Source organism: Bradyrhizobium sp. T-1 (genome assembly GCF_053592855.1).
This window is the reverse complement of sequence record NZ_CM132115.1, coordinates 4,309,406-4,335,207: the sequence shown is the minus strand read 5'-3', so window position 1 is coordinate 4,335,207 and position 25,802 is coordinate 4,309,406. Positions and strand designations below refer to the sequence as shown.

Annotated in this window: 25 protein-coding genes and 1 tRNA gene; 16 read left to right on the top strand and 10 right to left on the bottom strand. The window is 64.2% G+C overall.

Annotation, left to right across the window (positions count from 1 at the left end):
- The first annotated feature begins 257 nt into the window (after positions 1 to 257).
- The 10 genes from ACWAT4_RS20870 to ACWAT4_RS20825 all read left to right on the top strand — a co-directional run bounded on the left by ACWAT4_RS20870 (position 258) and on the right by ACWAT4_RS20825 (position 11,470).
- Positions 258 to 1,421: a PspA/IM30 family protein gene (locus tag ACWAT4_RS20870; RefSeq protein ID WP_212302162.1), complete on the top strand. Its 1,164-nt coding sequence runs from the start codon at positions 258 to 260 to the stop codon at positions 1,419 to 1,421.
- A 10-nt stretch (positions 1,422 to 1,431) separates the two neighbouring features.
- Positions 1,432 to 2,100: an OB-fold-containig protein gene (locus ACWAT4_RS20865; protein ID WP_449727925.1), complete on the top strand. Its 669-nt coding sequence runs from the start codon at positions 1,432 to 1,434 to the stop codon at positions 2,098 to 2,100.
- An 11-nt stretch (positions 2,101 to 2,111) separates the two neighbouring features.
- Complete coding sequence (locus ACWAT4_RS20860; protein ID WP_449727924.1) at positions 2,112 to 3,809, top strand: flotillin family protein; 1,698 nt, start codon at positions 2,112 to 2,114, stop codon at positions 3,807 to 3,809.
- 213 nt (positions 3,810 to 4,022) lie between these two features.
- Positions 4,023 to 4,391, top strand: a complete 369-nt coding sequence (locus ACWAT4_RS20855) for a hypothetical protein (protein ID WP_212302164.1) — start codon at positions 4,023 to 4,025, stop codon at positions 4,389 to 4,391.
- A 137-nt stretch (positions 4,392 to 4,528) separates the two neighbouring features.
- Positions 4,529 to 4,603: transfer RNA gene (locus tag ACWAT4_RS20850), tRNA-Asn, on the top strand.
- 194 nt (positions 4,604 to 4,797) lie between these two features.
- Positions 4,798 to 4,977, top strand: a complete 180-nt coding sequence (locus ACWAT4_RS20845; RefSeq protein WP_212302165.1) for a hypothetical protein — start codon at positions 4,798 to 4,800, stop codon at positions 4,975 to 4,977.
- Between the two features lie 136 nt (positions 4,978 to 5,113).
- Positions 5,114 to 5,776, top strand: coding sequence for a protein-L-isoaspartate O-methyltransferase family protein (locus ACWAT4_RS20840; RefSeq protein WP_449727923.1), 663 nt, complete (start codon positions 5,114 to 5,116; stop codon positions 5,774 to 5,776).
- Between the two features lie 207 nt (positions 5,777 to 5,983).
- Positions 5,984 to 7,369, top strand: coding sequence for a TolC family outer membrane protein (locus ACWAT4_RS20835; RefSeq protein WP_449731241.1), 1,386 nt, complete (start codon positions 5,984 to 5,986; stop codon positions 7,367 to 7,369).
- A gap of 303 nt (positions 7,370 to 7,672) precedes the next feature.
- The gene (locus ACWAT4_RS20830) at positions 7,673 to 8,443 is read left to right on the top strand and encodes a PopZ family protein (RefSeq protein ID WP_449727922.1); all 771 of its coding nucleotides are present in this window, start codon (positions 7,673 to 7,675) and stop codon (positions 8,441 to 8,443) included.
- 150 nt (positions 8,444 to 8,593) lie between these two features.
- Positions 8,594 to 11,470, top strand: a complete 2,877-nt coding sequence (locus tag ACWAT4_RS20825) for a valine--tRNA ligase (RefSeq protein ID WP_449727921.1) — start codon at positions 8,594 to 8,596, stop codon at positions 11,468 to 11,470.
- Positions 11,471 to 11,581: 111 nt separating this feature from the next.
- On the opposite strand, the gene ACWAT4_RS20820 is transcribed toward ACWAT4_RS20825, so the two are convergent.
- The gene (locus ACWAT4_RS20820; protein ID WP_212302169.1) at positions 11,582 to 12,184 is read right to left on the bottom strand and encodes a DNA-3-methyladenine glycosylase; all 603 of its coding nucleotides are present in this window, start codon (positions 12,182 to 12,184) and stop codon (positions 11,582 to 11,584) included.
- A 130-nt stretch (positions 12,185 to 12,314) separates the two neighbouring features.
- On the opposite strand from ACWAT4_RS20820, the gene lipA reads away from it, so the two are divergent.
- Complete coding sequence (lipA, locus tag ACWAT4_RS20815; protein WP_212427424.1) at positions 12,315 to 13,271, top strand: lipoyl synthase; 957 nt, start codon at positions 12,315 to 12,317, stop codon at positions 13,269 to 13,271.
- A gap of 6 nt (positions 13,272 to 13,277) precedes the next feature.
- Complete coding sequence (locus tag ACWAT4_RS20810; protein ID WP_212302171.1) at positions 13,278 to 13,760, top strand: type II toxin-antitoxin system RatA family toxin; 483 nt, start codon at positions 13,278 to 13,280, stop codon at positions 13,758 to 13,760.
- On the opposite strand, the gene ACWAT4_RS20805 is transcribed toward ACWAT4_RS20810, so the two are convergent.
- The 6 genes from ACWAT4_RS20805 to ACWAT4_RS20780 are packed head-to-tail and all read right to left on the bottom strand — an operon-like array spanning position 13,761 to position 18,909.
- Entirely contained in the window at positions 13,761 to 14,576 is an 816-nt protein-coding gene (locus tag ACWAT4_RS20805) for a c-type cytochrome (RefSeq protein ID WP_212302172.1), read from the bottom strand.
- The gene (locus ACWAT4_RS20800) at positions 14,576 to 16,198 is read right to left on the bottom strand and encodes a b(o/a)3-type cytochrome-c oxidase subunit 1 (RefSeq protein WP_212302173.1); all 1,623 of its coding nucleotides are present in this window, start codon (positions 16,196 to 16,198) and stop codon (positions 14,576 to 14,578) included. Before ACWAT4_RS20800 ends, ACWAT4_RS20805 begins: the two co-directional genes overlap by 1 nt.
- The gene (locus tag ACWAT4_RS20795) at positions 16,185 to 16,751 is read right to left on the bottom strand and encodes a cupredoxin domain-containing protein (RefSeq protein ID WP_449727920.1); all 567 of its coding nucleotides are present in this window, start codon (positions 16,749 to 16,751) and stop codon (positions 16,185 to 16,187) included. Before ACWAT4_RS20795 ends, ACWAT4_RS20800 begins: the two co-directional genes overlap by 14 nt.
- A complete protein-coding gene (locus ACWAT4_RS20790; RefSeq protein WP_211395848.1) occupies positions 16,748 to 16,924 on the bottom strand; it encodes a hypothetical protein in 177 nt (58 codons plus the stop codon). Before ACWAT4_RS20790 ends, ACWAT4_RS20795 begins: the two co-directional genes overlap by 4 nt.
- 19 nt (positions 16,925 to 16,943) lie before the next feature.
- Positions 16,944 to 18,191, bottom strand: a complete 1,248-nt coding sequence (locus tag ACWAT4_RS20785) for a cytochrome c (protein ID WP_212302175.1) — start codon at positions 18,189 to 18,191, stop codon at positions 16,944 to 16,946.
- A gap of 10 nt (positions 18,192 to 18,201) precedes the next feature.
- Complete coding sequence (locus tag ACWAT4_RS20780) at positions 18,202 to 18,909, bottom strand: c-type cytochrome (protein ID WP_212302176.1); 708 nt, start codon at positions 18,907 to 18,909, stop codon at positions 18,202 to 18,204.
- A gap of 226 nt (positions 18,910 to 19,135) precedes the next feature.
- On the opposite strand from ACWAT4_RS20780, the gene ACWAT4_RS20775 reads away from it, so the two are divergent.
- The gene (locus ACWAT4_RS20775; RefSeq protein WP_249149158.1) at positions 19,136 to 19,321 is read left to right on the top strand and encodes a hypothetical protein; all 186 of its coding nucleotides are present in this window, start codon (positions 19,136 to 19,138) and stop codon (positions 19,319 to 19,321) included.
- A 6-nt stretch (positions 19,322 to 19,327) separates the two neighbouring features.
- Here the strand turns inward: ACWAT4_RS20775 and ACWAT4_RS20770 are convergent, their stop codons facing one another.
- Both ACWAT4_RS20770 and ACWAT4_RS20765 read right to left on the bottom strand, forming a co-directional pair.
- Positions 19,328 to 19,939, bottom strand: coding sequence for a CinA family protein (locus ACWAT4_RS20770; RefSeq protein WP_212302177.1), 612 nt, complete (start codon positions 19,937 to 19,939; stop codon positions 19,328 to 19,330).
- A 4-nt stretch (positions 19,940 to 19,943) separates the two neighbouring features.
- Entirely contained in the window at positions 19,944 to 21,125 is a 1,182-nt protein-coding gene (locus tag ACWAT4_RS20765; RefSeq protein WP_212302178.1) for a bifunctional 2-C-methyl-D-erythritol 4-phosphate cytidylyltransferase/2-C-methyl-D-erythritol 2,4-cyclodiphosphate synthase, read from the bottom strand.
- A 280-nt stretch (positions 21,126 to 21,405) separates the two neighbouring features.
- Here ACWAT4_RS20765 and dusB point away from each other — a divergent pair, with 280 nt between their 5' ends.
- Genes dusB through ntrC form a run of 3 tightly spaced genes read left to right on the top strand, consistent with a single transcriptional unit; the run spans position 21,406 to position 25,025 of the window.
- Positions 21,406 to 22,407: a tRNA dihydrouridine synthase DusB gene (dusB, locus tag ACWAT4_RS20760; protein ID WP_449731240.1), complete on the top strand. Its 1,002-nt coding sequence runs from the start codon at positions 21,406 to 21,408 to the stop codon at positions 22,405 to 22,407.
- On the top strand, positions 22,404 to 23,573 hold the full coding sequence (locus tag ACWAT4_RS20755) for a two-component system sensor histidine kinase NtrB (RefSeq protein ID WP_212302179.1): 1,170 nt from the start codon (positions 22,404 to 22,406) through the stop codon (positions 23,571 to 23,573). The genes dusB and ACWAT4_RS20755 overlap by 4 nt, the downstream gene beginning before the upstream one ends.
- Positions 23,574 to 23,582: 9 nt before the next feature.
- On the top strand, positions 23,583 to 25,025 hold the full coding sequence (gene ntrC, locus ACWAT4_RS20750; RefSeq protein WP_212302180.1) for a nitrogen regulation protein NR(I): 1,443 nt from the start codon (positions 23,583 to 23,585) through the stop codon (positions 25,023 to 25,025).
- Between the two features lie 154 nt (positions 25,026 to 25,179).
- Here ntrC and ACWAT4_RS20745 read toward each other — a convergent pair whose 3' ends face one another.
- Complete coding sequence (locus ACWAT4_RS20745; RefSeq protein ID WP_212302181.1) at positions 25,180 to 25,695, bottom strand: hypothetical protein; 516 nt, start codon at positions 25,693 to 25,695, stop codon at positions 25,180 to 25,182.
- Between the last annotated feature and the right edge of the window lie 107 nt (positions 25,696 to 25,802).

Genomic DNA, 25,802 nt, shown 5'->3' with positions numbered 1-25,802 from the left:
CTTCGTCGCGAAGGGCTCCTCGCAATGACGGTGTGGAAAGGTGGGCGCGTCATCACCACCATCTCGTCTTCCGGACCCGCGTGGACTTTCCGTAAAATTGCAACCCGCGCGTGCAAGAAGTCTTGATCTCCGGTGATTTAGGAGTGATGGCCCGACTTGAACGCGGCTCAGGCGACAGCAACTAATCCAGAGAATGCCCTTGGATCAGTGGAACGTGATCAAGCTCCCCTCTTGTAAAGCACCAAAATGGTGCTTTAGTGCTTTTCATGAGCCCGTCGCCCCGACATGCGCCATCGGCGCTGCGTTACAGGCTAGCCCCTGACCCGGCCGCCAGGGCTGCGATGGAGGCGACGTTCAGGGCCTATGACCGCATGATGGAGATCCTGGATGAGGTCGCGCGGACCCACAATGTGGGTTCCAATGTGGTGCTGCTACACGCCCATGCCTACGAGCCGATCAGGAAAGAGACCGCGCTGCCCTCGCGGCTGGTGACGCTGGGTCTGCGCGACCGCGCCGACTATCGCGCTGCGCAGGGGCGCCGCCTGCCGCTCGACGACAAGCTCGCCAAGATCAAGGGCCCGGCGACCATTTCGATTTCAACCGTGCAGGGACGCTTCAGCGTGCCTTTCGACTATGTCGGCTACGCGGAAGGCTGGGGACAGAGCGTGCCCGCGCACCTGATCCGTACCGACGACGGTTTCGAGGTTCACTACGGCGTTACGCCGAACAGTCTGCCAGAGGAGGAGAACGCTATGGATACCATCGCAGCCGCTCCCGAGAATTTCCTGTCCCGGGTCGGACGTTTGATCGCCGGCATCGCCTATGACGCGATCGAGCAGGCGGAGGGCAACAACAAGCTGAAAGTGGTCGGCCAGGCCATCCGCGAGATCGAGCGCGCCGAGAGCGAGGCGCGTGATGCGCTCGCCGCCGCGCGGGCCGAGGAATACCGCCTCAACGCGCGCCGCACCGAGATCGAACGCGAGATGACCGATCTCGCCGTCAAGATCGAGGGCGCGATCGCCGACAGCCGCGACGATCTCGCCCGCGCCGGCATCGCGCGGCAGATGGATCTGGAGGCGCAGTTCGAGGTGCTCTCCCGCGCCATCGACGAGAACAACGAGAAGATCGAGCAATGCGTCACCTCGCTGCGCGCGGTGCTGTCGGCACTGCAAGACGCCGAGCAGCGCCGTGTCGATCTCGAAAAGAGCGAGGCGGCTGCAAGCCACCAGGCCTCGACATCGCCGCGCAAACGTGGCGCCGCGTCCGCAGCGTCGAAAGCGCTGCGGGCGGGCAGGGCGGTAGCGAGGGTCACCGGCGTGCCGCCGGGCATCCCGTATTCCAGCGACATCGACGAGCTCAGCGCGCTGCATCGCAACAAGGAGATTGCGGCGAGGCTCGCGCGGTTGAAGTCGCGCTCCTGAGGTTCGTGTCATGAGCGCATTGCTCGAACACGTCATGTCGCCTGAGGTCAGGCCGTTCGCGATCGCAGCGGCCATGATCCTCATCGTCGGCACTCTCGAAGTGGTGACGATGCTGGTCGGGGCCTCGCTGAGCGAGATGCTCGGCACCAGCATCGATTTCAGCCATCCCAGTGACAACGGCGTCATCAACGCCATCTCCTGGATCAATGTCGGCGGCGTGCCGCTGCTGATCTTCCTACTGCTGGCGCTCGGCGCGTTTTCCATCACCGGCTTTCTGATCCAGGACGTCGCGCGGATGGTGGCCGGCCCCCTGCCGGCCTCACTCGCCTCGCTTGCGGCGGTCGTCGTCTCGGTGCCGCTGGTCCGCGCCGCCAGCAGCGGTATCGCGCGGATCATTCCCAAGGACGAGAGCTACGCGATCGGTCTTGGCGATCTCGTCGGCCGCGTCGGGGAGGTCGTCGTCGGTCCGCTCGACCAGGGGCCGCCCGGCCGCGTCAGCGTCGCCGACGTTCACGGTAACAGGCACTTCGTGCAGGCCGTCGCGGCGCCCGGCTCGGCACCATTGCCCCAGGGAACCCTGGTCCTCCTGGTCGATCGCGCCGACACCCGTTTCGTCGCCGTGAAGGCCGACGATGAACTCAAACCGTCCAAAGCCACTCTAAGCCAGCAGGTCCATTAGCGGAGAAAGTCATGTTCGACATCGCAGTCCCGGCCATGATCGGCGTCGCGCTGATCGTTGTCCTGGGGATCATCTTCACCATCCTCTATAAACGCGCCACGCGCGACGAAGCCTTCGTCCGCACCGGCCTCGGCGGCAAGAAGGTCGTGCTCGACGGCGGCGCCATGATCCTGCCGATCTTCCACTCCTATGGCAGCATCAACCTGAAGACGCTGCGGCTGACGGTCGAGCGCAAGGAGCGGGAATCCCTGATCACCAAGGATCGTCTGCGCGTCGATATCGTTGCCGAATTCTATGTGCGCGTCCGCCCCGACGAGGAGAGCATTGCGCTGGCGAGCCAGACGCTGGGTGCGCTGACCAACGATGCGGAAGCGCTGCGCAACCAGGTCGAGGCGAAATTCGTCGACGGCCTGCGCTCGGTCGCCGCGACCATGACCATTCTGGAGCTCCAGGAGAAGCGCTCGGACTTCGTCAAGCACGTGCAGTCCACGGTCGAGTCCGACGTCAAGTCGAACGGACTCGAGCTGGAGTCGGTGTCGCTGACCAAGCTGGACCAGACCGACGTCAAGTTCTTCAACCCCGAAAACTTCTTCGACGCCGAAGGTCTCACCCAGCTCAAGACCATCACCGAGACCCGCCGGCGCGACCGCAACGCCATCGTACGCGACAATGAGGTCGCGATCGCCCAGAAGGACCTCGAGGCGCGCCAGCAGACACTGACGATCGAGCGGACCAAGAAGGAGGCCGAGCTCTCGCAGGAGCGCGACATCGCCAACAAGACCGCGAGCACCCGGGCTGAAGTCGCAACTGCGACACAGACCGCGCGCCTGACCGAGGAGAACGCCCGCATCGATACCGACCGTGCCGTCGCGGAGAAGGAGGCCGGCGCCAAGCAGGTCAAGGAAACCGCGGTGATCGAGTCGGATCTGGCCATCAACAAGCGCAAGACCGACGCCCAGCGCGAGATCCAGATCGCGACGCAGGAGAACGAGATCCAGATCGCCGCCAAGAGCAAGCAGACCTCGGAAGCCGTGGCCGACGCCAAGACCGCGGAAGCGCTCGCCGTCTCTGCCGAGGAAAAGGTCGTCACCGCGCGCGCCGTCGAGGTTGCCGATCGCGCCCGTCTGACCCAGGTGCTCGCCGCCCGCACCGAGGCCGAGCGCAAATCGACCGAGCTGATCGTCGCGGCCGAAGCCGAGAAGAAGGCGTCGCTCGACCGCGCCGAGGCCGTCAAGACGCTCGCGACCGCAGAAGCCGAGTCCAACAAGATCAAGGCGGTCGGTGTCCGCAACATCGGTGAAGCCGAGGCAGCCGTCATCACCATGAAGAACGAGGCGCAGAACAAGCTCGGCGCCAACGTCATCGATTTCGAGATCGCCAAGAAGCGGATCGAGACGATGCCGTCGGCGCTGGCCGAGATGGTCAAGCCGATCGCCAACCTCAAGGACGTTCGCATCCTTCATACGGGCGGCGCGTTCGGCGGCGGCAATGGCGCGGCGGGCGGCGGCGTCGGCTTCGGCGAGGGGCTCGCCGGCGAGCTTCTCAAGGTGCACGCGCTGCGTCCGATGATCGACGAGATCCTGCGCCAGAGCGGCTTTGCGCCGGGCGACGATCCCGTGAAGGCGCTGGTCGGCGCAGTGACCGGCAAGAGCAATGGCGCCGCCGTGCCGGCGCCAGCGCCGGAGAAAACAAGCGCCGCCGATCTATGAATGCCGGTTCATTGCTGCGGAGAATTCGAAACGATATGAACTGGCTCGTTGTGCGTCTCGCGTCGCGCAACGAGCCGGAGCGCGGATCGAGAGTGCGTCGAACCTCGCGATCACGCTCCGGACGAAGCTTTCAAGGCAACGTCATTCGTTGCCGCGGCGCCTGCGCCGATCGACGTCAGGCGCCGGAGCCTGTTTCGATCCGGAGAATTTCACATGAAGTATTTTCTGTCTGGACTGATTGCGATCGGTTTTGCGATCGCCGCCGCGCCGTCGTTCGCGGCCGATGCCCGCAACGTCACCGTTGTCAACGAGACCGGCTACGCCATTAAATTCCTGGGCTTCAACGCGCCGGACGATGGCCTGGACGAATGGGACAACGAACTGGACAAGGTTTTGCAGAACCAGGCCAGCACTTATGTCGAGTTCGACGAGGACGACGAGGGCTGTGTCTGGAACATCCGCGTCGACTGGCAGAACTACGACGAGGCCGTGCTCTGGAAGAACGTCAACCTCTGCAAGATGACCGCGCTTCGGCTGCGCTATGATCCCGGCACGAAAACCACGTCTTTCATTGCGGAATAGCCCGGACCTGATCTGCCCCCGAGGAAGGGGCCCGGTAAGCCCTTCCTCGATGCTTTGCGGATGACGGCGAATTCGTCCTTTGCAAGCGCAATCGGCTTTGTTATACGCAGCCGCGCGCGAACGACAGGTTCGCCTTTTCCTCGGTAGCTCAGCGGTAGAGCATCCGACTGTTAATCGGATGGTCGCTGGTTCGAATCCAGCCCGGGGAGCCAAATTCCGCTTTAATTCCAAAGATTTGCTAGCGCATATTGATGTGGCGCGCGATGTCGCTCGATTGATCTCCGAGCGTCCCGGTGCCCGAGCCGCGCGAAGAATCGCATTCAAGTGGATGTGTGCGGCTGCGGCACCAAATCGACTCAATTGAAACCGAGCTTGGGTGAGCCGGACTCTTACGGAGCTGATTCCCATGCCCGACATCCAGATCGACCGTGCCCACCTGGCCCCCTCGATTCTGCCGGCGGATCTTCCGGAGCTAAGCGACGATGAGTGCTTGGCCTGTCTCGCCCGTGCGGTCGAGACCCCCGACTCGGCGCGGCTGGACGAAGTTGCGGCCCTGATCGGGCGCCTTGCCGTCACCATCGAATAGGGCATTTCGCCGCGATTCTCGCATCGGCATCGCCCGGGGCTGACCGGCGAACGGACGTGTTGCGTTTTCGTGGAGCCTGTTCCAAAGATGCCGCCAACTCATCTCCGCGGCATCGTCCGCCATGCAGGGTCCGCAAATGTCCGGTTTCTCGACCGCGCGCCAAAAAATGGTCGATGGCCAGGTGCGCACCAATGACGTCACCGATCGCCGCATTCTCGATGCCATGCTCACGGTTCCCCGTGAGGCATTCGTGCCCGCGACCCGGCAGGCGCTGGCCTATCTCGACATCGACCTTGATGTCAGCGAGGGCGGCGCCAAGCGCTTCCTGATCAAGCCGCAGCTGACCGGCAAGCTGCTCCAGGCTGCCGAGATCGGCGAGGGCGACAATGTGCTGGTCGTCGGCTGCGCAACCGGTTACCTCGCTGCGCTGACTGCCAGGCTTGCACGCCAAGTCACGGCAACGGAAAGCGATTCGGCTCTGGTCGCGAAAGCCAAGGACGCCTTCGCCTCACTCGGGCTCGCCAACGTGACCTGCAAGTCTGCGGCCTGTACCGAAGGCGACCCATCTGCGGCGCCCTATGACGTGATCATCCTAAATGGCGCCACCGAAACGACGCCGGAAGGATTGTTCGACCAGCTCAGGGAGGGCGGACGGCTGGTGGGCGTCTCGGCCGAATCGCGGCCGTCGCGGGCTATGATCGTGACCCGTTCCCACGGCGAATTCGGCCACCGGCCGCTGTTCGACGCCGCAGCCCCGGTGCTGCCAGGGCTGGAACGGGCCGCAGCCTTCGTCTTCTGACCGCCGGAACCCCCCGTTAAAATCCCGTTCTGAATCAGAAGTGTGGCCGGGATGCTGCACGTGAAGAGTTTCCGCTGTGAACTACCCGGAGGTAGTTCCGTTGCGCTCGGCCGCGTCCTATGTTGCTTCGGGGCAACGACTCCACTCGGATACGGTAACCAGGCTCGCGGGCACGAGTCTGGCGTGAGAATGAACGGATTTTCTGGGATGCATGGGGTGAAGTTCTTCACCGGAGCAGCGGTTTCGGTTCTCCTGACGGCGCTTGCCGGGCCGACGCCTGCCTTGGCGGATACGATCGAGGCTGCGCTGGTGCGCGCCTATCAGAACAATCCGCAGCTCAACGCACAGCGCGCCCAAGTGCGCTCGACTGACGAGAACGTGCCGCAATCGCTGTCGGGATATCGGCCCAAGGTCAATGTGACTCTCGGCACCGGATATCAGTATCAGGAAATCCAGCAATTGCAGAAGTCGACGCCATTCAATGGCGTCCTCCAGTCCAACAGTGCGGGACTGACCGTCAACCAGACGCTCTATAACGGTAATCAAACCGCCAACAAGACGCGCGCCGCTGAAAGCCAGGTCTCGGGAGCACGTGAGGCATTGCGTGTGCTTGAGCAGACGGTCTTGCTGCAGGCTGCCACGACCTACATGGACTACCTGCGTGATTCGGCAACGCTCGAAGTTCAGCGCAGCAACGTGCGCGTGCTCGAGCAGACGCTCAAGCAAACGCGTGATCGCTTCAATGTCGGCGAGGTCACACGCACGGACGTGGCGCAATCCGAAGCGCAGCTGGCTGCCGGCAAGACGCAGGCCCTGACCGCCGAATCGAATCTGACGACGACGCGCGCGAACTTCCGCCGGATCATCGGCAACGAGCCAGCGAACCTTGCTCCGGGCTCGCCGGTCGATCGCTTCCTGCCCATCTCGATCGCCTCCGCGGTCAATCTCAGCTTGGTGGAGAACCCTAGCGTCACGGCTGCGATGTATGGCATCGACGTCAACTATCTCCAGGTCAAGATCAACGAAGGCGCGCTGCTGCCGACGGTCACGGTCCAGGCTGGTGTCAGCACGGCCTATCAACAGACGTTGAGCGTCTTCCGGACGAATACCGCGTCCGCCATTGCGACGGCCTCCATTCCGATCTTTCAGGGCGGCGCCGAATATGCGCTGATCCGCCAGTCCAAGGAAAACCTGGCGCAGCAGCGTCTCAATCTCGAAACCACCCGCGATCAGACCCGCGCCAACGTTGTGCAGGCTTGGGGGCAGTTGGAAGCCGGCAAAGCGCAGGTTCAGTCCGCGCAGGCGCAAGTCACGGCGTCTGAGATCGCGCTGAACGGCGTGCGCGAAGAAGCCAAGGCTGGCCAGCGCACCACGCTTGACGTCCTCAACGCACAGCAGGCGCTGGTCAACGCGCGCGTTGCGCTCGTTACTGCCCAGCATGACCGCGTGGTGGCGTCCTATTCGGTGCTCAACGCGGTCGGCCGCCTCGCACCGCAGGTGCTCGGCCTCAACACCACGGTCTACGATCCGAGCGTGCACTACCAGCAGATCCGCGACAGCTGGGCCGGCGTGCGCACGCCTGACGGACGCTGAGTCCCGTAGTCCTCCGGTTGGCCTCGCAAACTGCCAAGGCCAACCGGTGCTTTGCTTGCAATCATCAAAATCCCTGACATAGCCTTGCCAAGAAGCCGCGGGTCGATTCGCCCCGCATTCGATGTTGCATGCGTAATGCTTGAGGGACGGGGCAGGGGCGCACCGCCTCACGTAGAGCTGTGATCTGGGGACAAGTCTGGCTGTCGCGACGAAAATGTCGGGGCACACATCCGGAACCGGCCAATCCTGTCGTGCTTGGTGTAAAACAACGCATGCGAGGGCGTTGATGATGTGGAGTCGGAGATGACGCAGCCTGCAAAGGTCACAGAACCCTCCATGGAGGAGATTCTGGCCTCGATCCGGCGCATCATTGCCGATGATGAGGCCAAGCCGCCGCCAGCCGAGGCTGCGAAGCCCGCACCGGCCCCCGCCGCGCCCACCCCAAAGCCGCAGGCGATGGCCGACCTTCCGCCATCCAAGGTCGCGCCTGCAAAGCCTGCTGCCGAAAAGCCTGCACCTCCGCCAGCCGCGAAGCCCGCGCCGGCGCCGCCACCTGCGGCGGATGCCGAGCCCAACAGCCAGGACGACATCGACGCGCTGCTGGCGGGGCTCGACGAGGCCACGCCTGCGCCTGAGGTACGAGCGCCGGAACCCGGGCCTGAGCCCGAACCCGATGTGCTCGAGCTGACCGACGAGATGGCGATGGATCCCGCGCCGACGCCGGCGCCGCCACCACCAAGCTTCCGCAAGGTCGAGCCGCGCGACGATCTCGAATTCGCCGAAGCGCCGCCGTCCCGTCCAACGCCCGCACCGTCCTATGCGCCGGTGGATTTCGACGCGCCACAGCTGCCGCCGCAGCAGCCGATCCTGGCGCAATCGACGGTCTCGGCCGTCGAATCCGCCTTCAACTCCCTGGCCCACACGGTGCTCAGCAGCAATGCGCGGACGCTGGAGGATCTGGTCAAGGAGATGCTGCGCCCGATGCTGAAATCCTGGCTCGACGACAATCTGCCGGGCCTCGTCGAGCGCATCGTGAAGGCCGAAATCGAGCGGGTCTCGCGCGGCGGCCGGTAGGGCCGGGGGCCCTCATTAAGCCGCGCTTAAGCATTATATTCGGCCGTTCCGAACGGGCGGGGAAGCGGATTTGCCGCGGCGCCTTCCGCTGCCCCCTTTCTGTCGACCTTTTCGTTGACTTGACCCGCCCGCGCGGCTTTCTAGCAGCCCATGATCGAGAAAAATTACCAGCCCTCCGATATCGAAGCCCGCATGTCCGTCGTCTGGGAGGACAGCCGTGCCTTCAAGGCCGGCCGTCCTGACCGCCGCGACGCGGTGCCCTTCACCATCGTGATCCCGCCACCGAACGTGACGGGGTCGCTGCATATGGGGCACGCCCTCAACAACACGCTGCAGGACATCCTGTGCCGCTTCGAACGCATGCGCGGCCGCGACGTGCTGTGGCAGCCAGGTACCGACCATGCCGGCATCGCCACCCAGATGGTGGTCGAGCGGCAGCTGATGGAGCGCCAGCAGCCCGGCCGCCGCGAGATGGGCCGCGAGAAGTTTCTCGAGCGGGTCTGGCAGTGGAAGGCCGAGAGCGGCGACACCATCATCACCCAGCTCAAGCGGCTCGGTGCGTCCTGTGACTGGTCACGCGAACGCTTCACCATGGACGAGGGCCTGTCGAAGGCCGTCATCAAGGTGTTCGTCGAGCTGCACCGCGATGGGTTGATCTACAAGGACAAGCGACTGGTGAACTGGGACACCAAGCTGCTCACCGCGATCTCCGACCTCGAAGTGCAGCAGACCGAGATCAAGGGCAACCTCTGGTATCTGCGCTATCCGATCGAGGGCAAGACGTTCAGCCCCGAGGATCCCACGACCTTCATCGTCGTTGCGACGACGCGACCGGAAACCATGCTTGGCGACACCGGCGTTGCCGTGCATCCCGAGGACGAGCGCTACCAGAAGCTCATCGGCAAGAACGTCATCCTGCCGTTGGTCGGTCGCAAGATTAAGATCGTCGCCGACGAATACTCCGATCCGGAAAAGGGCTCGGGCGCGGTCAAGGTGACGCCGGCCCACGACTTCAACGATTTCGAGGTCGGCAATCGCCACGGCCTGCGCCGCATCAGCGTGCTCGACAAGGAAGGCTGCCTCGATCTCCTCGACAATGAGGATTATCTGCGCGACCTGCCGGAGGGCGCCTCGCAATTCGCCGAAGAGTTCAACAAGGTCGACCGCTTCGCTGCTCGCAAGCGCATCGTCGAGCGACTGGAATCGTTCGGCTTCGTCGAACGGATCGAGCCGCACACCCACATGGTGCCGCATGGCGATCGCTCGGGCAGCGTGATCGAGCCGTATCTGACCGACCAGTGGTACGTCGACGCCAAGACGCTGGCCAAGCCCGCGATCGCGGCGGTGCGTTCGGGTGAAACGTCGTTCGTGCCGAAGAACTGGGAAAAGACCTATTTCGAGTGGATGGAGAACATCCAGCCCTGGTGCATCTCGCGCCAGCTATGGTGGGGCCATCAGATCCCGGCCTGGTACGGCCCTGATGGTAAGGTGTTCGTCGCGGAGACCGAGGAGGAGGCGATCAGCCACGCGCTCGGCTATTACGTCGAGCAGGAGGTCATCACGGCCGAGCAGGGCCGCGAGATGGCGCTCGACCGCAACAAGCGCGAGGGCTTCATCACGCGTGACGAGGACGTGCTCGACACCTGGTTCTCCTCGGCGCTGTGGCCGTTCTCGACGCTCGGCTGGCCCGAAGATGCACCCGAGGTGAAGCGCTACTACCCGACCAATGCGCTGGTCACCGGCTTCGACATCATCTTCTTCTGGGTCGCCCGCATGATGATGATGGGCCTGCACTTCATGAAGGAGGTGCCGTTCTCGACCATCTACATCCACGCGCTCGTCCGTGACGAGAAGGGCGCCAAGATGTCGAAGTCGAAGGGCAACGTCATCGATCCGCTCAACTTGATCGACGAATACGGCGCGGACGCGCTGCGTTTCACGCTGGCCGCGATGGCGGCGCAGGGACGCGACATTAAGCTCGCCACCAGCCGTGTCGAAGGCTACCGCAATTTCGCGACCAAGCTCTGGAACGCATCCCGCTTCGCCGAGATGAACCATTGCGCGGTGCCGGAAGGATTCGAGCCGGCCAAGGCCAAGGAGACGCTCAACCGCTGGATCGCGCATGAGAGCGCGCACACCACGCGCGAGGTGACCGAGGCGATCGAGGCCTATCGCTTCAACGACGCCGCCGGCGCGATCTACCGCTTCGTCTGGAACGTCTATTGCGACTGGTATGTCGAGCTCGCCAAGCCCGTGCTGCTCGGTCCGGACAGCCCGGCCAAGGACGAGACCCGCGCCATGGTCGCCTGGGCGCGCGACGAGATCCTGAAGCTCCTGCACCCCTTCATGCCCTTCATCACCGAAGAGCTGTGGGAGGTGACGGCCAAGCGCGACGGCCTACTGGCGCTGGCGCCGTGGCCGCTGAAGTCGACCGGACCGACGCCGGAGCAACTCGCGATGCTTGCGGCAGCGGCAGGACCGACCGATCCGCTGATCTCGCCGGCGTTCGTGATGCCGATCTTCGATCATGCCGACTTCACCGATCCCAAGGCGGAAGCCGAGATCGGCTGGGTGATCGACCTCGTCACGCAGATCCGCTCGGTGCGCGCCGAGATGAACATTCCGCCGGCAACGCTGACGGCCCTCGTGCTCGCGGGCGCCTCCGCCGAGACCAGGGAGCGCGCGCCGCGCTGGACCGACGTCATCAAGCGCATGGCGCGGCTCTCCGACATCTCCTTCGCGGACCGCGCCCCCGACGGTGCGGTTCAGCTCCTCGTGCGCGGTGAGGTCGCAGCCCTGCCGCTGAAGGGCGTGATCGACGTTGCCGCCGAGCGCACGCGTCTCGACAAGGAGATCGGCAAGGCTGACGCCGACATTAAGCGCGCGGAGTCGAAGCTCGCGAACGAAAAATTCGTCGCCAACGCGGCCGAAGAGGTCGTCGAGGAGGAGCGCGAAAAGCGCGAGGCGGCGCTGGCTCGCAAGGCCAAGCTGCTCGAAGCGCTGGAGCGGCTGAAGCAGGCCTCGTAGCCTCGTTGTCATTCCGGGATGGTCCGAAGGACCAGACCTCAGGCGCGCAATTGCGCACCGGGGAATCTCGTGATTCCGGGTTCGATGCTGCGCATCGCCCCGGAATGACGATCATTTCGGAAACGGCTTGCTGAGGAATTTCGAGCCCCTGACGCCGTAGCGCCAGGGCAGTTCGACGGCCTTGGTGATGCCGATGCGGATGCCCGTCGCCACCTCGACATCCTCTGTCCGCGCATGCAATGCGATCGGCGGCCGGTCCAGGGGCAGGGTGTTGTGCGCGATGGTGATGCCGAGGGCCTCGGTCAACTTGCCCGGGCCCGAGCACAGCGCATGCACCTCCTGAAGATGGCGGCGGCGGCGCATCGCAGCTAGGCCATGCGTCGGCTCCAGCGCGCGGATCAGCACGGCACTGGCGGAGCCTGCCTCCTCGCAGACGAAGTTCACGCACCAGTGGATGCCGTAGGAGCGGTAGACATAGGCAAAGCCGGGCGGCCCGAACATGATCTGGTTCCGCGGCGTCGGGCCATTGTAGGAGTGTGCTGCCGGCTCGGTATGATGATAGGCCTCGACCTCGACGATCGTCCCGCCGACACCGTTGACCAACATGGTCGCACCGATCAGGTCGCGCGCGACCTCACGGACGTCGCGGTCGAAAAAGGCCCGCTTCAGAGCTTTGCCGAGCCGTGGAATAGAGGCTTTCGAGGTTGGAGGCATTCGAGGTGAGAATCGCCAGAGAAAAGAGCAGGATATTGCCTATATCTGCCATGTTCCCTGAAGCGGCGCGAGCCGGGTTGCGATGCGTGGCGAGACCGACTAGGTAGGATGTGAACAGACCGGACACCCCATGGTCGTTATTGTCGACACCGTCACGAACCCGCTGCGCCCACGTCACCCCGAAAAGGTGAATCGCCCCGATTCCGCTTCGCCGCCGAAGCCGGACTGGATTCGCGTACGCGCCCCCAATACCCGCGGCTACGCCGACACCCGCAACATCGTGCGGTCCAACGGCCTGCACACGGTTTGCGAGGAGGCGGGCTGCCCGAATATCGGCGAGTGCTGGGACAAGAAGCACGCGACCTTCATGATCATGGGTGACACGTGCACCCGTGCCTGCGCCTTCTGCAACGTCAAGACCGGGCTGCCGAATGCTCTGGATGCGGCCGAACCGCAAAATGTTGCCGAGGCGACCGCCAAGCTGGGGCTCGCCCACGTCGTCATCACCTCCGTGGACCGCGACGATCTCGCTGACGGCGGCGCCGAGCACTTTGCCCAGACCATTCGCGCGATCCGAGCCGCGTGTCCCTCGACCACGATCGAGATCCTGACGCCGGACTTTTTGCGCAAGGAAGGCGCGCTTGAGGTCGTCGTCGCGGCGAAGCCTGACGTCTTCAACCACAATCTCGAGACCGTGCCGTCGCGCTATCTCACGGTGCGGCCTGGGGCGCGCTATTTCCACTCGATCCGGCTGCTGCAGCGGGTCAAGGAGCTCGATCCCACCATCTTCACCAAGTCCGGCATCATGGTTGGTCTCGGCGAGGAGCGCCACGAGGTGCAGCAGGTGATGGACGATCTGCGCTCCGCCGACGTCGACTTCCTCACCATCGGGCAATATCTCCAACCGACCCGCAAGCATCACGCCGTGATGCGCTATGTGCCGCCGGACGAGTTCAGCTCTTACGAAAAGGTCGCTTACACCAAGGGCTTCCTGATGGTGTCGGCGAGCCCGCTCACCCGTTCGTCGCATCATGCCGGCGAGGACTTTGCGAGACTGAAGGCCGCGCGGGCTGCGACTGCCCGTTGAATCGCCATGCCTAAATTTTCGAGCAAGCGCCGTGTCAATCACAGCGCGTCCGAGATGTTTGACCTGGTCGCCGATGTCGAGCGCTACCCGGAATTCGTGCCGCTGTGCAGCGCGCTGAAGATTCGCCAGCGTATGGCCAAGCCCGATGGCACCGAGGTGCTGGTCGCGGACATGACGGTGTCGTTCAAGCTGGTCAAGGAATCCTTCACCAGCCGCGTGACGCTCGATCGCGCCAATCTGAAAATCCTGGTCGAATATCTGCAAGGTCCGTTCAGTAATCTGGAAAACCGCTGGACATTCGAGCCCAAAGGCCAGCAGGAGGGTGAGGGCGTCTGCGATGTCGGTTTCTTCCTCGCTTATGAATTCAAGAGCCGCATGCTGGCGATGTTGATGGGCTCGATGTTCGATGCTGCGTTTGCTCGATTCTCCACCGCGTTCGAGAAGCGCGCGGACGCGATCTATGGCCGGCCAAAGCTGGCGTCGTCCTGATCAATCCACCGCCTTTACGATGTCCGGTGGCTGCGAGGCGTAATACGCCGCGGCGGCCTCGATCTCCTGCGAGGTCATGGCGCGGGCGATATTGCGCATCTGCTGGCTGATATCGTTGCGGCGCTCGCTCGAGGCAAACGCCTGGAGCTGGGCCTTCATGTAGGCCTCGGACTGTCCCTCCAGCCACGGGCTGCCGGTCTTGTTGTCGAGGCTGCCATGGCAGGAACCGCAAGGCGCTATGCCGCGCATCGGGGCGCCGTAGATGACGATGTTGGGTTTGGGTAGCTGCGGCGTCGGGTGGTAGGCCGGAAGCCGTGGCAGATAGGCATAATAGTTCGAGAGATCGGCGATTTCCTCGTCGGTCAGATTGACGGCGAACGGTGACATCACCGCATTGGCGCGCGCGCCGGAGCGGAAATCGTGCAGCTCTTTGTAGATCACGGCGGCATATTGCCCGGCGAGGTTGGGCGAATCCGCACGGCTGATGCCGGTCGGGCCGTGGCAGATCGCGCAGCGCTGCGCCAGCGTGGCGCCGCGGCCGATTGCCTCCTGGCTCGGGCGCGACAGCGTGCGCGAGGTCAGCACGACCTCCGACAGGCGTTTTGGCTGGTCGGGCGTTGTGACATTTGCTGCTCGCTGCGCCACGCCGGCCGCGCTACAGATCGCATCCCAGACATTGGCGAACTGAACCCACGGCTGTGCGAGGGGCAGCACGACGAAGCCGGCGATCGCGGTCACGATCAGAATCGCGGCGGTGATGCCGACGCCAATCGTGAAATGGCGATTGCTGAATGTGAAGAGATCGCGGGTGCTCATCACTGCGCTCCCACATAAACGGCCGGTACCGACGTTCCCGCCGTGGTCGCGAGGTTGAGGATCGGATAGCCGTAATTGGTGATGGTGAGCGCGATCATCAGCGCCACCCACAGGGCATGCGTGTTGAGTGCGACCGGCACGGTTGTCGGTTGGTGCACGGCCAGCGCAAAACGATAAGCACCGGCATCGATCTGCGGCGCACGCATGCCGCGGGCCAGGATCACGATGAACATGATGCCCGAGGCCAGCAGGACGAAGCCGCCGACGGCGGAGAACGTGACCGAGAGCGCCTGCGGCGCGATGGCGGGATCGCCGAAATCGAAATAGGCCATGCGGCGCGGCATGCCGAGAATACCGACCCAGTGCCACGGGAAGGTCGTGACGATCATGCCGATGAACCACAGCCAGAGCTGGGTGCGGATCAGGCGGATGTCGATCAACTCGCGCCCGGTGAGGTGCGGCCACAGATCATAAGCGATCGCAAAATACATGATCACGATGGCGCCGCCGAAGATCAGGTGGAAATGGCCGGTGATCCACTGCGTGTTGTGGATCGACGCATCGAGCTGATAGCTCATGTTGATGAGGCCGCCGGCGCCGCCGAAGCCGAGCATGATGAACGAGAAGGCCAGCGCCAGCATCATCGGATTGTCCCAGGGCAGGGCCCCGATCCAGCCGAACAGGCCGCGGCCGCCACGCAGGCGCGCCGCGATCTCGACCGAGGCGCAGATCGTGAACACGGTCAGCAGCGTCGGCAGCGCGACCAGCGCCGTGAAAGCCGAATGGATGAACTTGAAGCCGGCGCCGACCTGCGGATCGGCAAAGGTGTGGTGCATGCCGATCGGCATCGCCACCACCAGGAACAGGATGAAGGAGATCCGCGCCATGGCGTCGGAATAGACACGGCCGCCGATCGCGCGCGGCACGATGGTGTAATAGGCGATGTAGGTCGGCATCAGCCAGAAATAGACGATGGCGTGCAGTGTCCAGGAGAAGAACACGCGCGCCAAGCCGGCATCGATCGTGTTCTTTAGCCCCGCCGCGACGGGAATGATCTGCAGCAGCAGCTCGAGCGCGGCGCCGACTGCGGTCCAGGCCCACAAATAAGAGCCCGCGACATTGGCGAACATCGCGAGCGGCACCGCCGCGCCGGGATGGGCCTTGCGCCAGACGCGCAGATTGATCGACATCAGCGCGACCCAGATCCAGGAGCCGACGACGACCAGTACGACGCCGAGATAGTAGAACAAATTGCCGATTAGCGGCGGATAGAACGTATACAGCACCGAAGCACGGCCGAGCGCGATCGGGATCACCGCCATGACGCTGCCGATGACGATCAGCCAGAATCCGGTCCAGGCCCAGCGCACGCCGATCAGGCGCTGCTCCAGCGCGGACTCGCTGATGGCATAACCAAAGCCCATCGCGACCAGGGTCGGGAACACATAGCCCATCACCGTGCCGTGCGCGGTGAGCGAGCGGTAATAGAGCTCGGGATTGGACAGCCACGTGCCAATCGGGCTGCGAATGAACATCTGCCAGGCGCCGAGCGTCAGCGCGATGCCGAATACCGCGAAAGCGAGCCAGAAATGGGCGAGAATGAGCTTCCTATTGACCAACACAGCTCAGCCTCCCACCAGCCTTGGCCCGGTTCGCGAAGTCGGTTTTGTCGACCACCTTGACCTTGCCCCACATCCCCTCATGACCGAAGGCGCAAAATTCCTGGCAGGGCATCAGATAATCGCCGGTTCTCGCAAAGCGCATCAACTGCTCGGAGATGTAGCCCGGCACCAGCATGGTGTTGACGTTGGTGCCCTGGATCAGGATGCCGTGCACGACGTCGGCGCTGGTGGCGCGTAGCGTGATCGGCGTATCCACGGGCACCACGATGCAGGCCGGCGTGAAGGAATATTGCTGACCGATCGCGCGCACGGTCACATTGCCATTGGCCTCCAGCACGCTGCCGAGATTACTCTCGACGAATTCGCCGGAGAGATGAATGCGCGATGGATCGGTGATCTCGACGCGCGGTTGCGGCATAGTCGCGCGATGGATGCCGGCGAACGCCGCCAGCAGCGCCATGGCCACGATGATGATCACTGCAATGGTGGCCCAGCGCCGCTCGACGCGGGCCGCGACCTCGACGCTGCTGCCATGGGCTTGCTCTGCACTCATTGCAGCGATCCGCGCGGCAGGAAGACGAACAGATAGAACGCCAGCCACATCGCGACCACGCAGGCCGTGGCGATGCCGGCGAGCACGATCGCGCCTGATGGTCCTTGGGCAACGACCTCTTCGACGGCCTGGTCGGCGGCGGCTGGGCTGGTCGGCGGATCGGAGTTGAACATGACGGACCTCTGGCGCCTCTCAGTTCAGCGGTGCGGAGCGCAGCTCGTTGGCCTCGCGCGCCGAGACCGGCGTGCCGCGATTGCCCCAGGCGGTGCGGATGTAGGAGACGACGGCGGCGACCTCGTTATCGGAGAGGAGGCCTGCGAACGGCGGCATGCCATAGGGCATTGGATTGCCCTTGGTGCCCGGCGGATAGCCGCCATTGAGCACCATGCGGATCGGGTTGACCGCCGACTGCATCTCGATCGACTGGTTGTTGGCGAGCGGTGGCCAGTGCGGCGGCTTGCCTTCGCCTTGCATGCCATGGCAGCTCGCGCAATTCTTGTCGTAAACGGTCTTGCCGAGGCTGATCAGCAGGCTGCTCTCGGTGTTCGGCAAGGTCGTGCTCGGAGGCGGCGGCGACGAGGCCTCCGCGATGCCCTTCAAGTACACCGCCATCGCCTTGGTGTCGGCATCGTTGAGATATTGCAGGCTATTGTGCACGACCTCGGCCATCGGGCCGTAGACCACGCCGCGTGCGGAAATGCCGGTCTGGAGCAGATCGGTGATGTCCTTGATGCTCCAATCGCCGAGACCCGCCTCACGGTTGGAGGTGAGGGAGGGCGCATACCAATTCTGCATCGGGATCAGGCCGCCCTTGAAGGCGTCCGATTGCGACGTGCCGCCGAGCGCGTTGATCGGCGAATGGCACATGCCGCAATGGCCGAGACCTTCGACCAGATAGGCGCCGCGATTCCATTCGGCCGATTTGGTCGGATCGGGCTTGAACTCGCCCTCGCTGAAGAACAGCGTGCGCCAGCCCAGGATGAGCTGGCGGTTGTCGTAAGGAAATCGCAGCTCGTGCTCACGGTTTCGCTGGTTCACGGGCGGAATCGACTTCAAATAGGCGAAAATCGCATCGGTATCGGCGCGCGTGACCTTGGTGTAGGACGCGAACGGCATTGCCGGATACATCAATCCACCGTCCGGAAAACGGCCGTAATGCATCGACTTGTAAAAGTCTCCTGCGGTCCATTTGCCAATACCGGTCTCCCGATCCGGCGTGATGTTGGACGAATACAAAGTCCCGAAGGGTGTCGGCATGGCACGCCCGCCGGCAAAGGTTCGGCCTTCGGGCGCTGTGTGGCAGGCGATGCAGTCCCCCGCGCGCGCCAAATATTCGCCGCGCGCAACGATGTCGTCGCCAGGGCCGGTCTGCTGCGCCTGGACGCTCGAACCCGTCAGGAGCAACAGCCATACGCCAAGGATTCGTGAGCACCAACGCATCCCCGTCTCCTCAATCCGATTCACTTCCGCAGGCGAATGGCAGCACGTACGTGCCCTTCGGCACCGGAGCAAGGTTCACGGGTGCCTGACGGCTCGCCAGCCATGCCGCAACTGCCGTGACGTCCTCCTCAGTGAGTCGGGCAGCGACCTGCTGCATGCAGTCCGGAGCCTTCGCAGTGCGGGTGCCATAGCGCCACGCTCCCAATTGCGCGCTGATGTAGTTCGGCCGCAGTCCGAGCAGACCCGGAATTCCCGGCTCCATTCCGGTCAAGGCCGGGCCGTGGCAGCTGCCGCACGCCGGTATCTGACGTTGAGGATCGCCGCGCGACACCAGTGACTGACCGCGTTGCAGCACCTCCTGGCTCGCATCGTTCGCTGCCACGGGCGGCAATGGCGGATGCTGATCCGCGAAATATTCTGCCATTTGCTGCAAGTACGGATCAGTCAGGAATTCCAGCAGATAATTCATCGGCGGGTACTTCCGCCGCCCACTCTTGAACGCGAGGAGCTGGTTGTAGAGATAGCCTGATGGCTTGCCGGCAAGCCGCGGGAAATAGACGTCGCTGGTGCCTTCGCCCTTGTTGCCGTGACAGGGCGTGCAGGCCTCGACCCGTGCCGCCATCGTGTCGGGCGGCTGGTTCGCCGTTTGCGCAGCCGCACCATCAAAGGCGGCCAAAGTGACAATGAAAGCGGTCGAGGCCGCGGCGCGAGCGAACACGTCCGTCGCCCTCCACAAAGCTGGTCCGGTTGATTCCGGATCACAACGTAGAGCGGCATTATTGCGCCAATATTTTCCAGCGCAAGATCAGACTCGACGACGATGGTCTGTCACATGGCTCGCGCGTGCGAACCAAATCGAATTCGACAGAATGACATGCCTTTTTGAAAACTGGACATAACGCTGCGGTCCCGCGGCAGTTCCTGCCCGAGTGTTGCGTCTCAAGTTGCGCGACGATCCGCGTGTCGACGAGCGGGCCGCACCGTTGGTCAATGTATCGAAGGTGATCGCCGCCGATCCCGCCGCGCCTGTGGTGGAATTGACCGTCAGCGCGAAGGTAAAGCCGTCGGATCCCGATGCGGTCAGGCAGCGCATGCTGGATCATGCGACTGCGCTGCTGGCGGCGGCGTAAAGCGCCTCAACCGCGCGGCGTTCGCGGCGGTCTGCGCTTGACGGCATGCCGGCGCGGCGAGCGCGTGACGCGGGGACGAAGCCTTGTCGCAGCGGTGGCGCGACGCGGCTTGGCCGCGGCTTGCGGCCCGCGGGCGAGCTCCATCAGCATGCGCAGCGCCTCGACCACCGAGCGCTGGCGCACGGCAGTGCGGCCGATCGCACCAAAACGCTGCTCACGATGGATGATGCGACCGTCGCGCGCCGCGGCAGCGAAGTGCACGAGGCCGACCGGCTTGCCGGGCGTGGCGCCGCCGGGGCCGGCAATGCCGGTGATGGCAACCGCGAGATCGACGCCGGCCCGCTCCAGTGCGCCGACCGCCATCGCGGTCGCGGTTTCCTTGCTGACGGCGCCGAAATGGGTGAGCGTGCCGGCCTCGACGCCGAGCATCGCGCGCTTGGCGTCGTTGGAATAGGTGACGAAGCCGCGGTCGATGACGTCGGAGGAGCCGGGGATGTCAGTCAGGGCGCCGGCGACGAGACCACCGGTGCAGGACTCGGCGGTCGCGATCGTCAGTTTGCGCATCCGGCACAGATCGAGCAGCGAGCGGGAGAGGGCGCGTGCGTCGCTGCCGCCCATGGCCTTACGCGCTCCAGGGAAGGCGGATGGTGGCGCTCGCGGTGGCCGCGATGCCTTCCTCGCGACCGGTGAAGCCGAGCCGCTCACTGGTGGTCGCCTTCACCGCGACGCGGGAGATGTCGACACCGGAGATCTCGGCGATGCGGGAGCGCATGACATCACGCAGGGGGCCGATCTTCGGCCGCTCGCAGATCATGGTGACCTCGAGGTTGGCGACGCGGCCGCCGCGTGCCGTGACGCGCTCGATGGCATATTTCAGGAACTGGTCGGAGGAGGCGCCCTTCCACTTCGCATCGCTCGGCGGGAAGTGCGAGCCGATGTCGCCATCGGCGAGCGCGCCGAGGATGGCGTCGACCAGGGCATGCAAGCCGACGTCGCCGTCGGAGTGGGCGAGAAAGCCCTTGGTGTGCGGCACGCGCACGCCGCAGAGCATGAGGTGGTCGCCTTCGCCGAAGGCGTGCACGTCGTAGCCCGTGCCGGTCCTGATGTCGCCGAGCAGGCTGGCCAGGCGCGCTTCCTCGCGCACGAAATCTTCGGGAGTGGTGAGCTTCATATTGGCAACATCGCCTTCAAAGGTCGCAACCGTCAATCCCGCCCATTCGGCAATCGCGGCATCATCGGTGAAATCGCTGCGTCCGTCCTTCGCGGCGCGACGATGCGCGTCGAGGATGACATCGAAACGAAAGGATTGCGGCGTCTGCGCGATTCGCAGGCGCGCCCGGTCCGGCGTGTCCTCGACATCGCCGCTCTCGCTCGTGACCTTGATGGTGTCGGTGACGGGAACGACGGGGATCGCGGCGCCCGTGCGGCTTGCCGCCTCGATCGCGCGCGAGATCACGCCGGCCGAGACGAAGGGCCGCGCGGCGTCGTGGATCAGAACGATGTCGGGCTTGTGCCTGGCGAGGGCTTCGAGGCCGGCGAACACCGAAGCCTGGCGCGTCGCGCCGCCATTGGTCGGCGCCTCGTGCTTGAGGCCCGCGACCGCTGCGGCGAACACGGCGCTGTCGTCAGGGTTCACCACCGGCTGCACGGCGAACACGTCAGGGTGGGTGCTGAAGGCCTCCATGGCGCGGTAGATCACGGGCACGCCGCCAATCTCTCGATATTGCTTGGGACCACCGGCGCCCGCGCGCAGGCCACGTCCGGCCGCGACAAGAACGACTGCAGTGCGCTGTGATTTCGCCATAGGACTCAAATATTCAACTGTTATGGGAAGCGTCGGGCGTGGGGAGATTGCCGACATGCCTCTAGCACGGCAGGCCCGCAAAAAAAGGGGTTTCCCGGGATTGTGGGAAACAGCATTTTGCTGCACTGCACTTGAAAGATCTGCAGAACTGTCTAAACTGTAGGCATGACGCTTGACTGCACAAGAATTGTGCGCAAGATAAGCCATGGCAGACGCGATGAGGCCCTGCCTTCTCAACGGGACAACTGTGACCGGCGCGGCAGTATCAGGCTCTAAGCCGTTGAAGATAGGCGATATTAGTGTCGCCACCCCGGTCTTCCTGGCACCGATGTCAGGGGTGACTGACTCGCCCGTCCGCCGGCTCGCCGCCGAGCTGGGGGCGGGTCTGGTCGTCTCTGAAATGACGGCCAGCGATGAGCTCGCCAACGGGCATCGCATGTCGCGGTTGCGCTGCGAAGCGACCGGAGTCGGGCCCCATGTCGTCCAGCTCGCCGGCTGCGAGGCGCGTTGGATGGCGGAAGGCGCCCGGATCGCCGAAGCCGAGGGTGCCGACATCATCGATATCAACATGGGCTGTCCGGCCCGCCATGTCACCGGCGGCCAGTCGGGCTCGGCCCTGATGCGCGATCTCGATCATGCCGTCAGCCTGATCGAGGCGACGATTGCCGCCGTGAAAGTTCCGGTGACGCTGAAGATGCGGCTCGGCTGGGACGATCGCACCCGCAATGCGCCGGAGCTGGCGCGCCGCGCCGAGGCCGCCGGCATCAAGCTCGTCACCGTGCATGGCCGCACCCGCTGCCAGTTCTACAAGGGCGAGGCCGATTGGGATGCGATCCGCGCAGTGCGCGATGCCATCTCCATTCCGCTCGTCGTCAACGGCGACATCACCACCCACGAGAAGGCGCTCGCGGCGCTCGAAGCCTCCGGCGCTGACGCCGTCATGATCGGCCGCGGCGCACAGGGCCAGCCATGGCTGCCCGGCCAGATTGGCCGGCGCCTGAAGGGCGGAGCGGCCGAAGCGACGCCCTCGCTCGAAACGCAGCTGCATTATGTCCGCACGCTCTATGAGGGCGTCTGTGCGCTCTACGGCCTGCGGGTCGGCCTGAAGCATGCGCGCAAGCATCTCGGCTGGGCACTCGATGTCGCGGCCGATGCGAGCGGTGCGTCAGCCGAGACACTGAAAGCCTGGCGCCAGAAGATCCTCACCTCCGAGGATCCTGGCCTGGTCCACCGGTCACTGCAGGATGCCTTTGACGATTTTGCATGGAGCGCTGCTGCATGAGCTCAGCCGCTGACCATCGCAAGCCGACCGACAGCGACGCGATCCTGGACGCGCTTCCCAATCCCGTGCTGATGATCGGGCCGGACGGCAAGATCGTCGCCGCCAACATCGCGACCGAAGCCTTCTTCGATATCTCGACGCAATTTTTGAAGCGCCAGTCGCTGAAGGAGCTGGTGCCGTTCGGCAGTCCCTTGCTGGCACTGATCGACCAGGTGCGCTCGTCGAACTCGCCGGTGAATGAATACAAGGTCGATCTCGGCACGCCACGCATGGGCGGCGACCGCCAGGTCGATCTGCACGTTGCGCCGCTGACCGAGCGGCCCGGCCATATCGTGGTGATGCTCCAGGAACGCTCTATCGCCGACAAGATGGATCGGCAGCTCACCCATCGCAGCGCCGCCCGCTCGGTGATTGCGCTCGCCGCGATGCTCGCACACGAGATCAAGAATCCGCTCTCCGGAATCCGCGGCGCAGCGCAACTGCTGGAACAGCAGGCCTCGCCCGAAGACCGCATGCTGACCCGCCTGATCTGCGACGAGGCCGACCGCATCGTGACGCTGGTCGACCGCATGGAAGTGTTCGGCGACGAGCGGCCGGTGGCGCGCGGCCCCGTCAACATTCATTCGGTGCTCGATCACGTGAAGCGGCTGGCGCAGTCGGGCTTTGCCCGCAACATCCGTTTCATCGAGGACTACGATCCCTCGCTGCCGCCGGTGCTGGCCAACCAGGACCAGCTGATCCAGGTCTTCCTCAATCTGGTGAAGAACGCCGCCGAAGCGCTGATCGACGTGCCCGACGCCGAGATCCAGCTCACCACCGCATTCCGCCCCGGCGTGCGCCTGTCAGTCCCCGGTCAAAAATCCCGGGTATCTCTGCCGCTTGAATTCTGCGTGAGAGACAACGGACCAGGCGTGCCGGACGATCTTCTGCCCAACCTGTTCGATCCCTTCGTGACCACCAAGCAGACCGGCTCTGGCCTCGGTCTTGCTCTGGTCGCCAAGATCGTCGGCGATCACGGGGGCATCATCGAATGCGAGTCTCAGCCGCGCAAGACCACCTTCCGCGTGCTGATGCCGATGTACTCGACATCGGCCAAGACCGCCGATCACAGCAGTCGCGACGGCTCTGCCGGGAAGTCGTCGTCTGTATCACAGGGGGCAAAATGAGGATTAACGATGCCCGCAGGTAGCATTCTCGTAGCTGATGACGACACCGCCATCCGCACGGTTCTCAACCAGGCACTTTCCCGGGCCGGGTATGAAGTCAGGCTGACCGGCAATGCCGCGACGCTGTGGCGTTGGGTCAGCCAGGGGGAGGGCGATCTCGTCATCACCGATGTGGTGATGCCGGACGAAAACGCCTTCGACCTCTTGCCACGGATCAAGAAGATGCGGCCGAATTTGCCCGTCATCGTCATGAGCGCGCAAAACACCTTCATGACGGCGATCCGCGCCTCCGAGCGCGGCGCCTATGAATACCTGCCAAAACCCTTCGACCTGAAGGAGCTGATCGCCATCGTCGGCCGGGCGCTCGCCGAGCCGAAGGAGCGGGTCGCGACGCCGGACGAGGACGCCGAGATGGAGGCGATCCCACTGGTTGGCCGGTCGCCGGCAATGCAGGAAATCTACCGTGTGCTCGCACGCCTGATGCAGACCGATCTCACCGTGATGATCACGGGCGAGTCCGGCACCGGCAAGGAGCTGGTGGCGCGCGCGCTGCACGACTATGGCAAGCGCCGCAACGGCCCGTTCGTCGCGGTCAACATGGCGGCGATCCCGCGCGACCTCATCGAGTCCGAATTGTTCGGCCACGAGCGCGGCGCCTTCACCGGCGCCAACACGCGCGCCTCCGGCCGGTTCGAGCAGGCCGAGGGCGGCACGCTGTTCCTCGACGAAATCGGCGACATGCCGATGGAAGCGCAGACCCGCCTGCTGCGCGTGCTGCAGCAGGGCGAATACACCACCGTCGGCGGCCGCACGCCGATCAAGACCGACGTTCGTATCGTCGCGGCTTCCAACAAGGACCTGCGCGTCCTGATCCAGCAGGGCCTGTTCCGCGAGGACCTGTTCTTCCGCCTCAACGTCGTGCCGCTGCGGCTGCCGCCCTTGCGCGAACGCATCGAGGACTTGCCGGATCTCGTGCGTCACTTCTTCTCGCTCGCCGAGAAGGACGGCCTGCCGCCGAAGAAGCTCGATGCGCTGGCGCTGGAGCGGATGAAGCAGCACCGCTGGCCCGGCAACGTGCGCGAGCTGGAAAACCTCGCCCGCCGCCTTGCGGCGCTCTATCCGCAGGACGTGATCACAGCCTCCGTCATCGACGGCGAGCTCGCGCCGCCCTCGGTCAGCCCAGGCGCCGCGGTCCAGCAGGGGGTCGACAATCTCGGCGGCGCGGTGGAGGCGTATCTGTCTTCGCACTTCCAGGGCTTCCCGAACGGCGTGCCGCCGCCGGGCCTCTATCACCGCATCCTCAAGGAGATCGAGGTGCCGCTGCTGACGGCCGCGCTCGCGGCCACGCGCGGCAACCAGATCCGCGCTGCCGATCTGCTCGGCCTCAACCGCAACACGCTGCGGAAGAAGATCCGGGATCTTGATATTCAGGTGTACCGGAGCGGGGGTTAGTTTCCCTCAACGTCATTTCGGGGGCGGTCCGTGGGACCGCACCCGGAATATCGAAATTGTCAGGCACAATTGCGCGCCATAGTTCGACGCGTCGTATCGCTCTGGAATAGCGGCCGTTTGGCACGGAATCCCCTCGGTCCGTCGTCGTTCGCGGTCACTGGATGGGCGTGACCAATTCTCCGCGGATCGTGCAGTCGATCGCCATACTGCCACTACCAGAGGTCACAATGACCACATACGGGTATCGTCCCTGGCCGAGCAGCCACTGAGGCTCCATGTCCACCGTCGTATAGTAAAGACCGCTGGTGGACGGTGCGGGCGCGGCTGGAAGGGGCAAATTCAGATGGCGCGGCAGTGTCCCGCTCCCATCGTTCGTCGTTGAGACGTAAAGCTGGGCCTCGGTCACGCGCGCTTGCGTGACGAAGACGCAGATCAACTTCGTGACCATCAGAAGCTTGTCGGACGGTAATTGTGAAAGGAACTGGCGGCAAACATAGGTATTTTGGCAGGCCGTAACCGACGAGGCGGTTTCATCATAGTAGGTGCCGTAGATGGTGGGCGCTGCATGGGTCTGGGGTCCGATGAAGAGCGCGCCAACGCCCAGTACAAATTTGCCAAGGAGTGAAGCGAGACGGGAAATGCGTCGATAGACAGGTTGCGAACAATACATTTGAGCCTCCGGATGGACCACAAGGCAGCCATATTCCAGCGCTTTCGGAGGCGGGGCACCTGACGAATGTCGTATGTCTCTTCAAGCTCGTCCCTCCCGACCGCCAG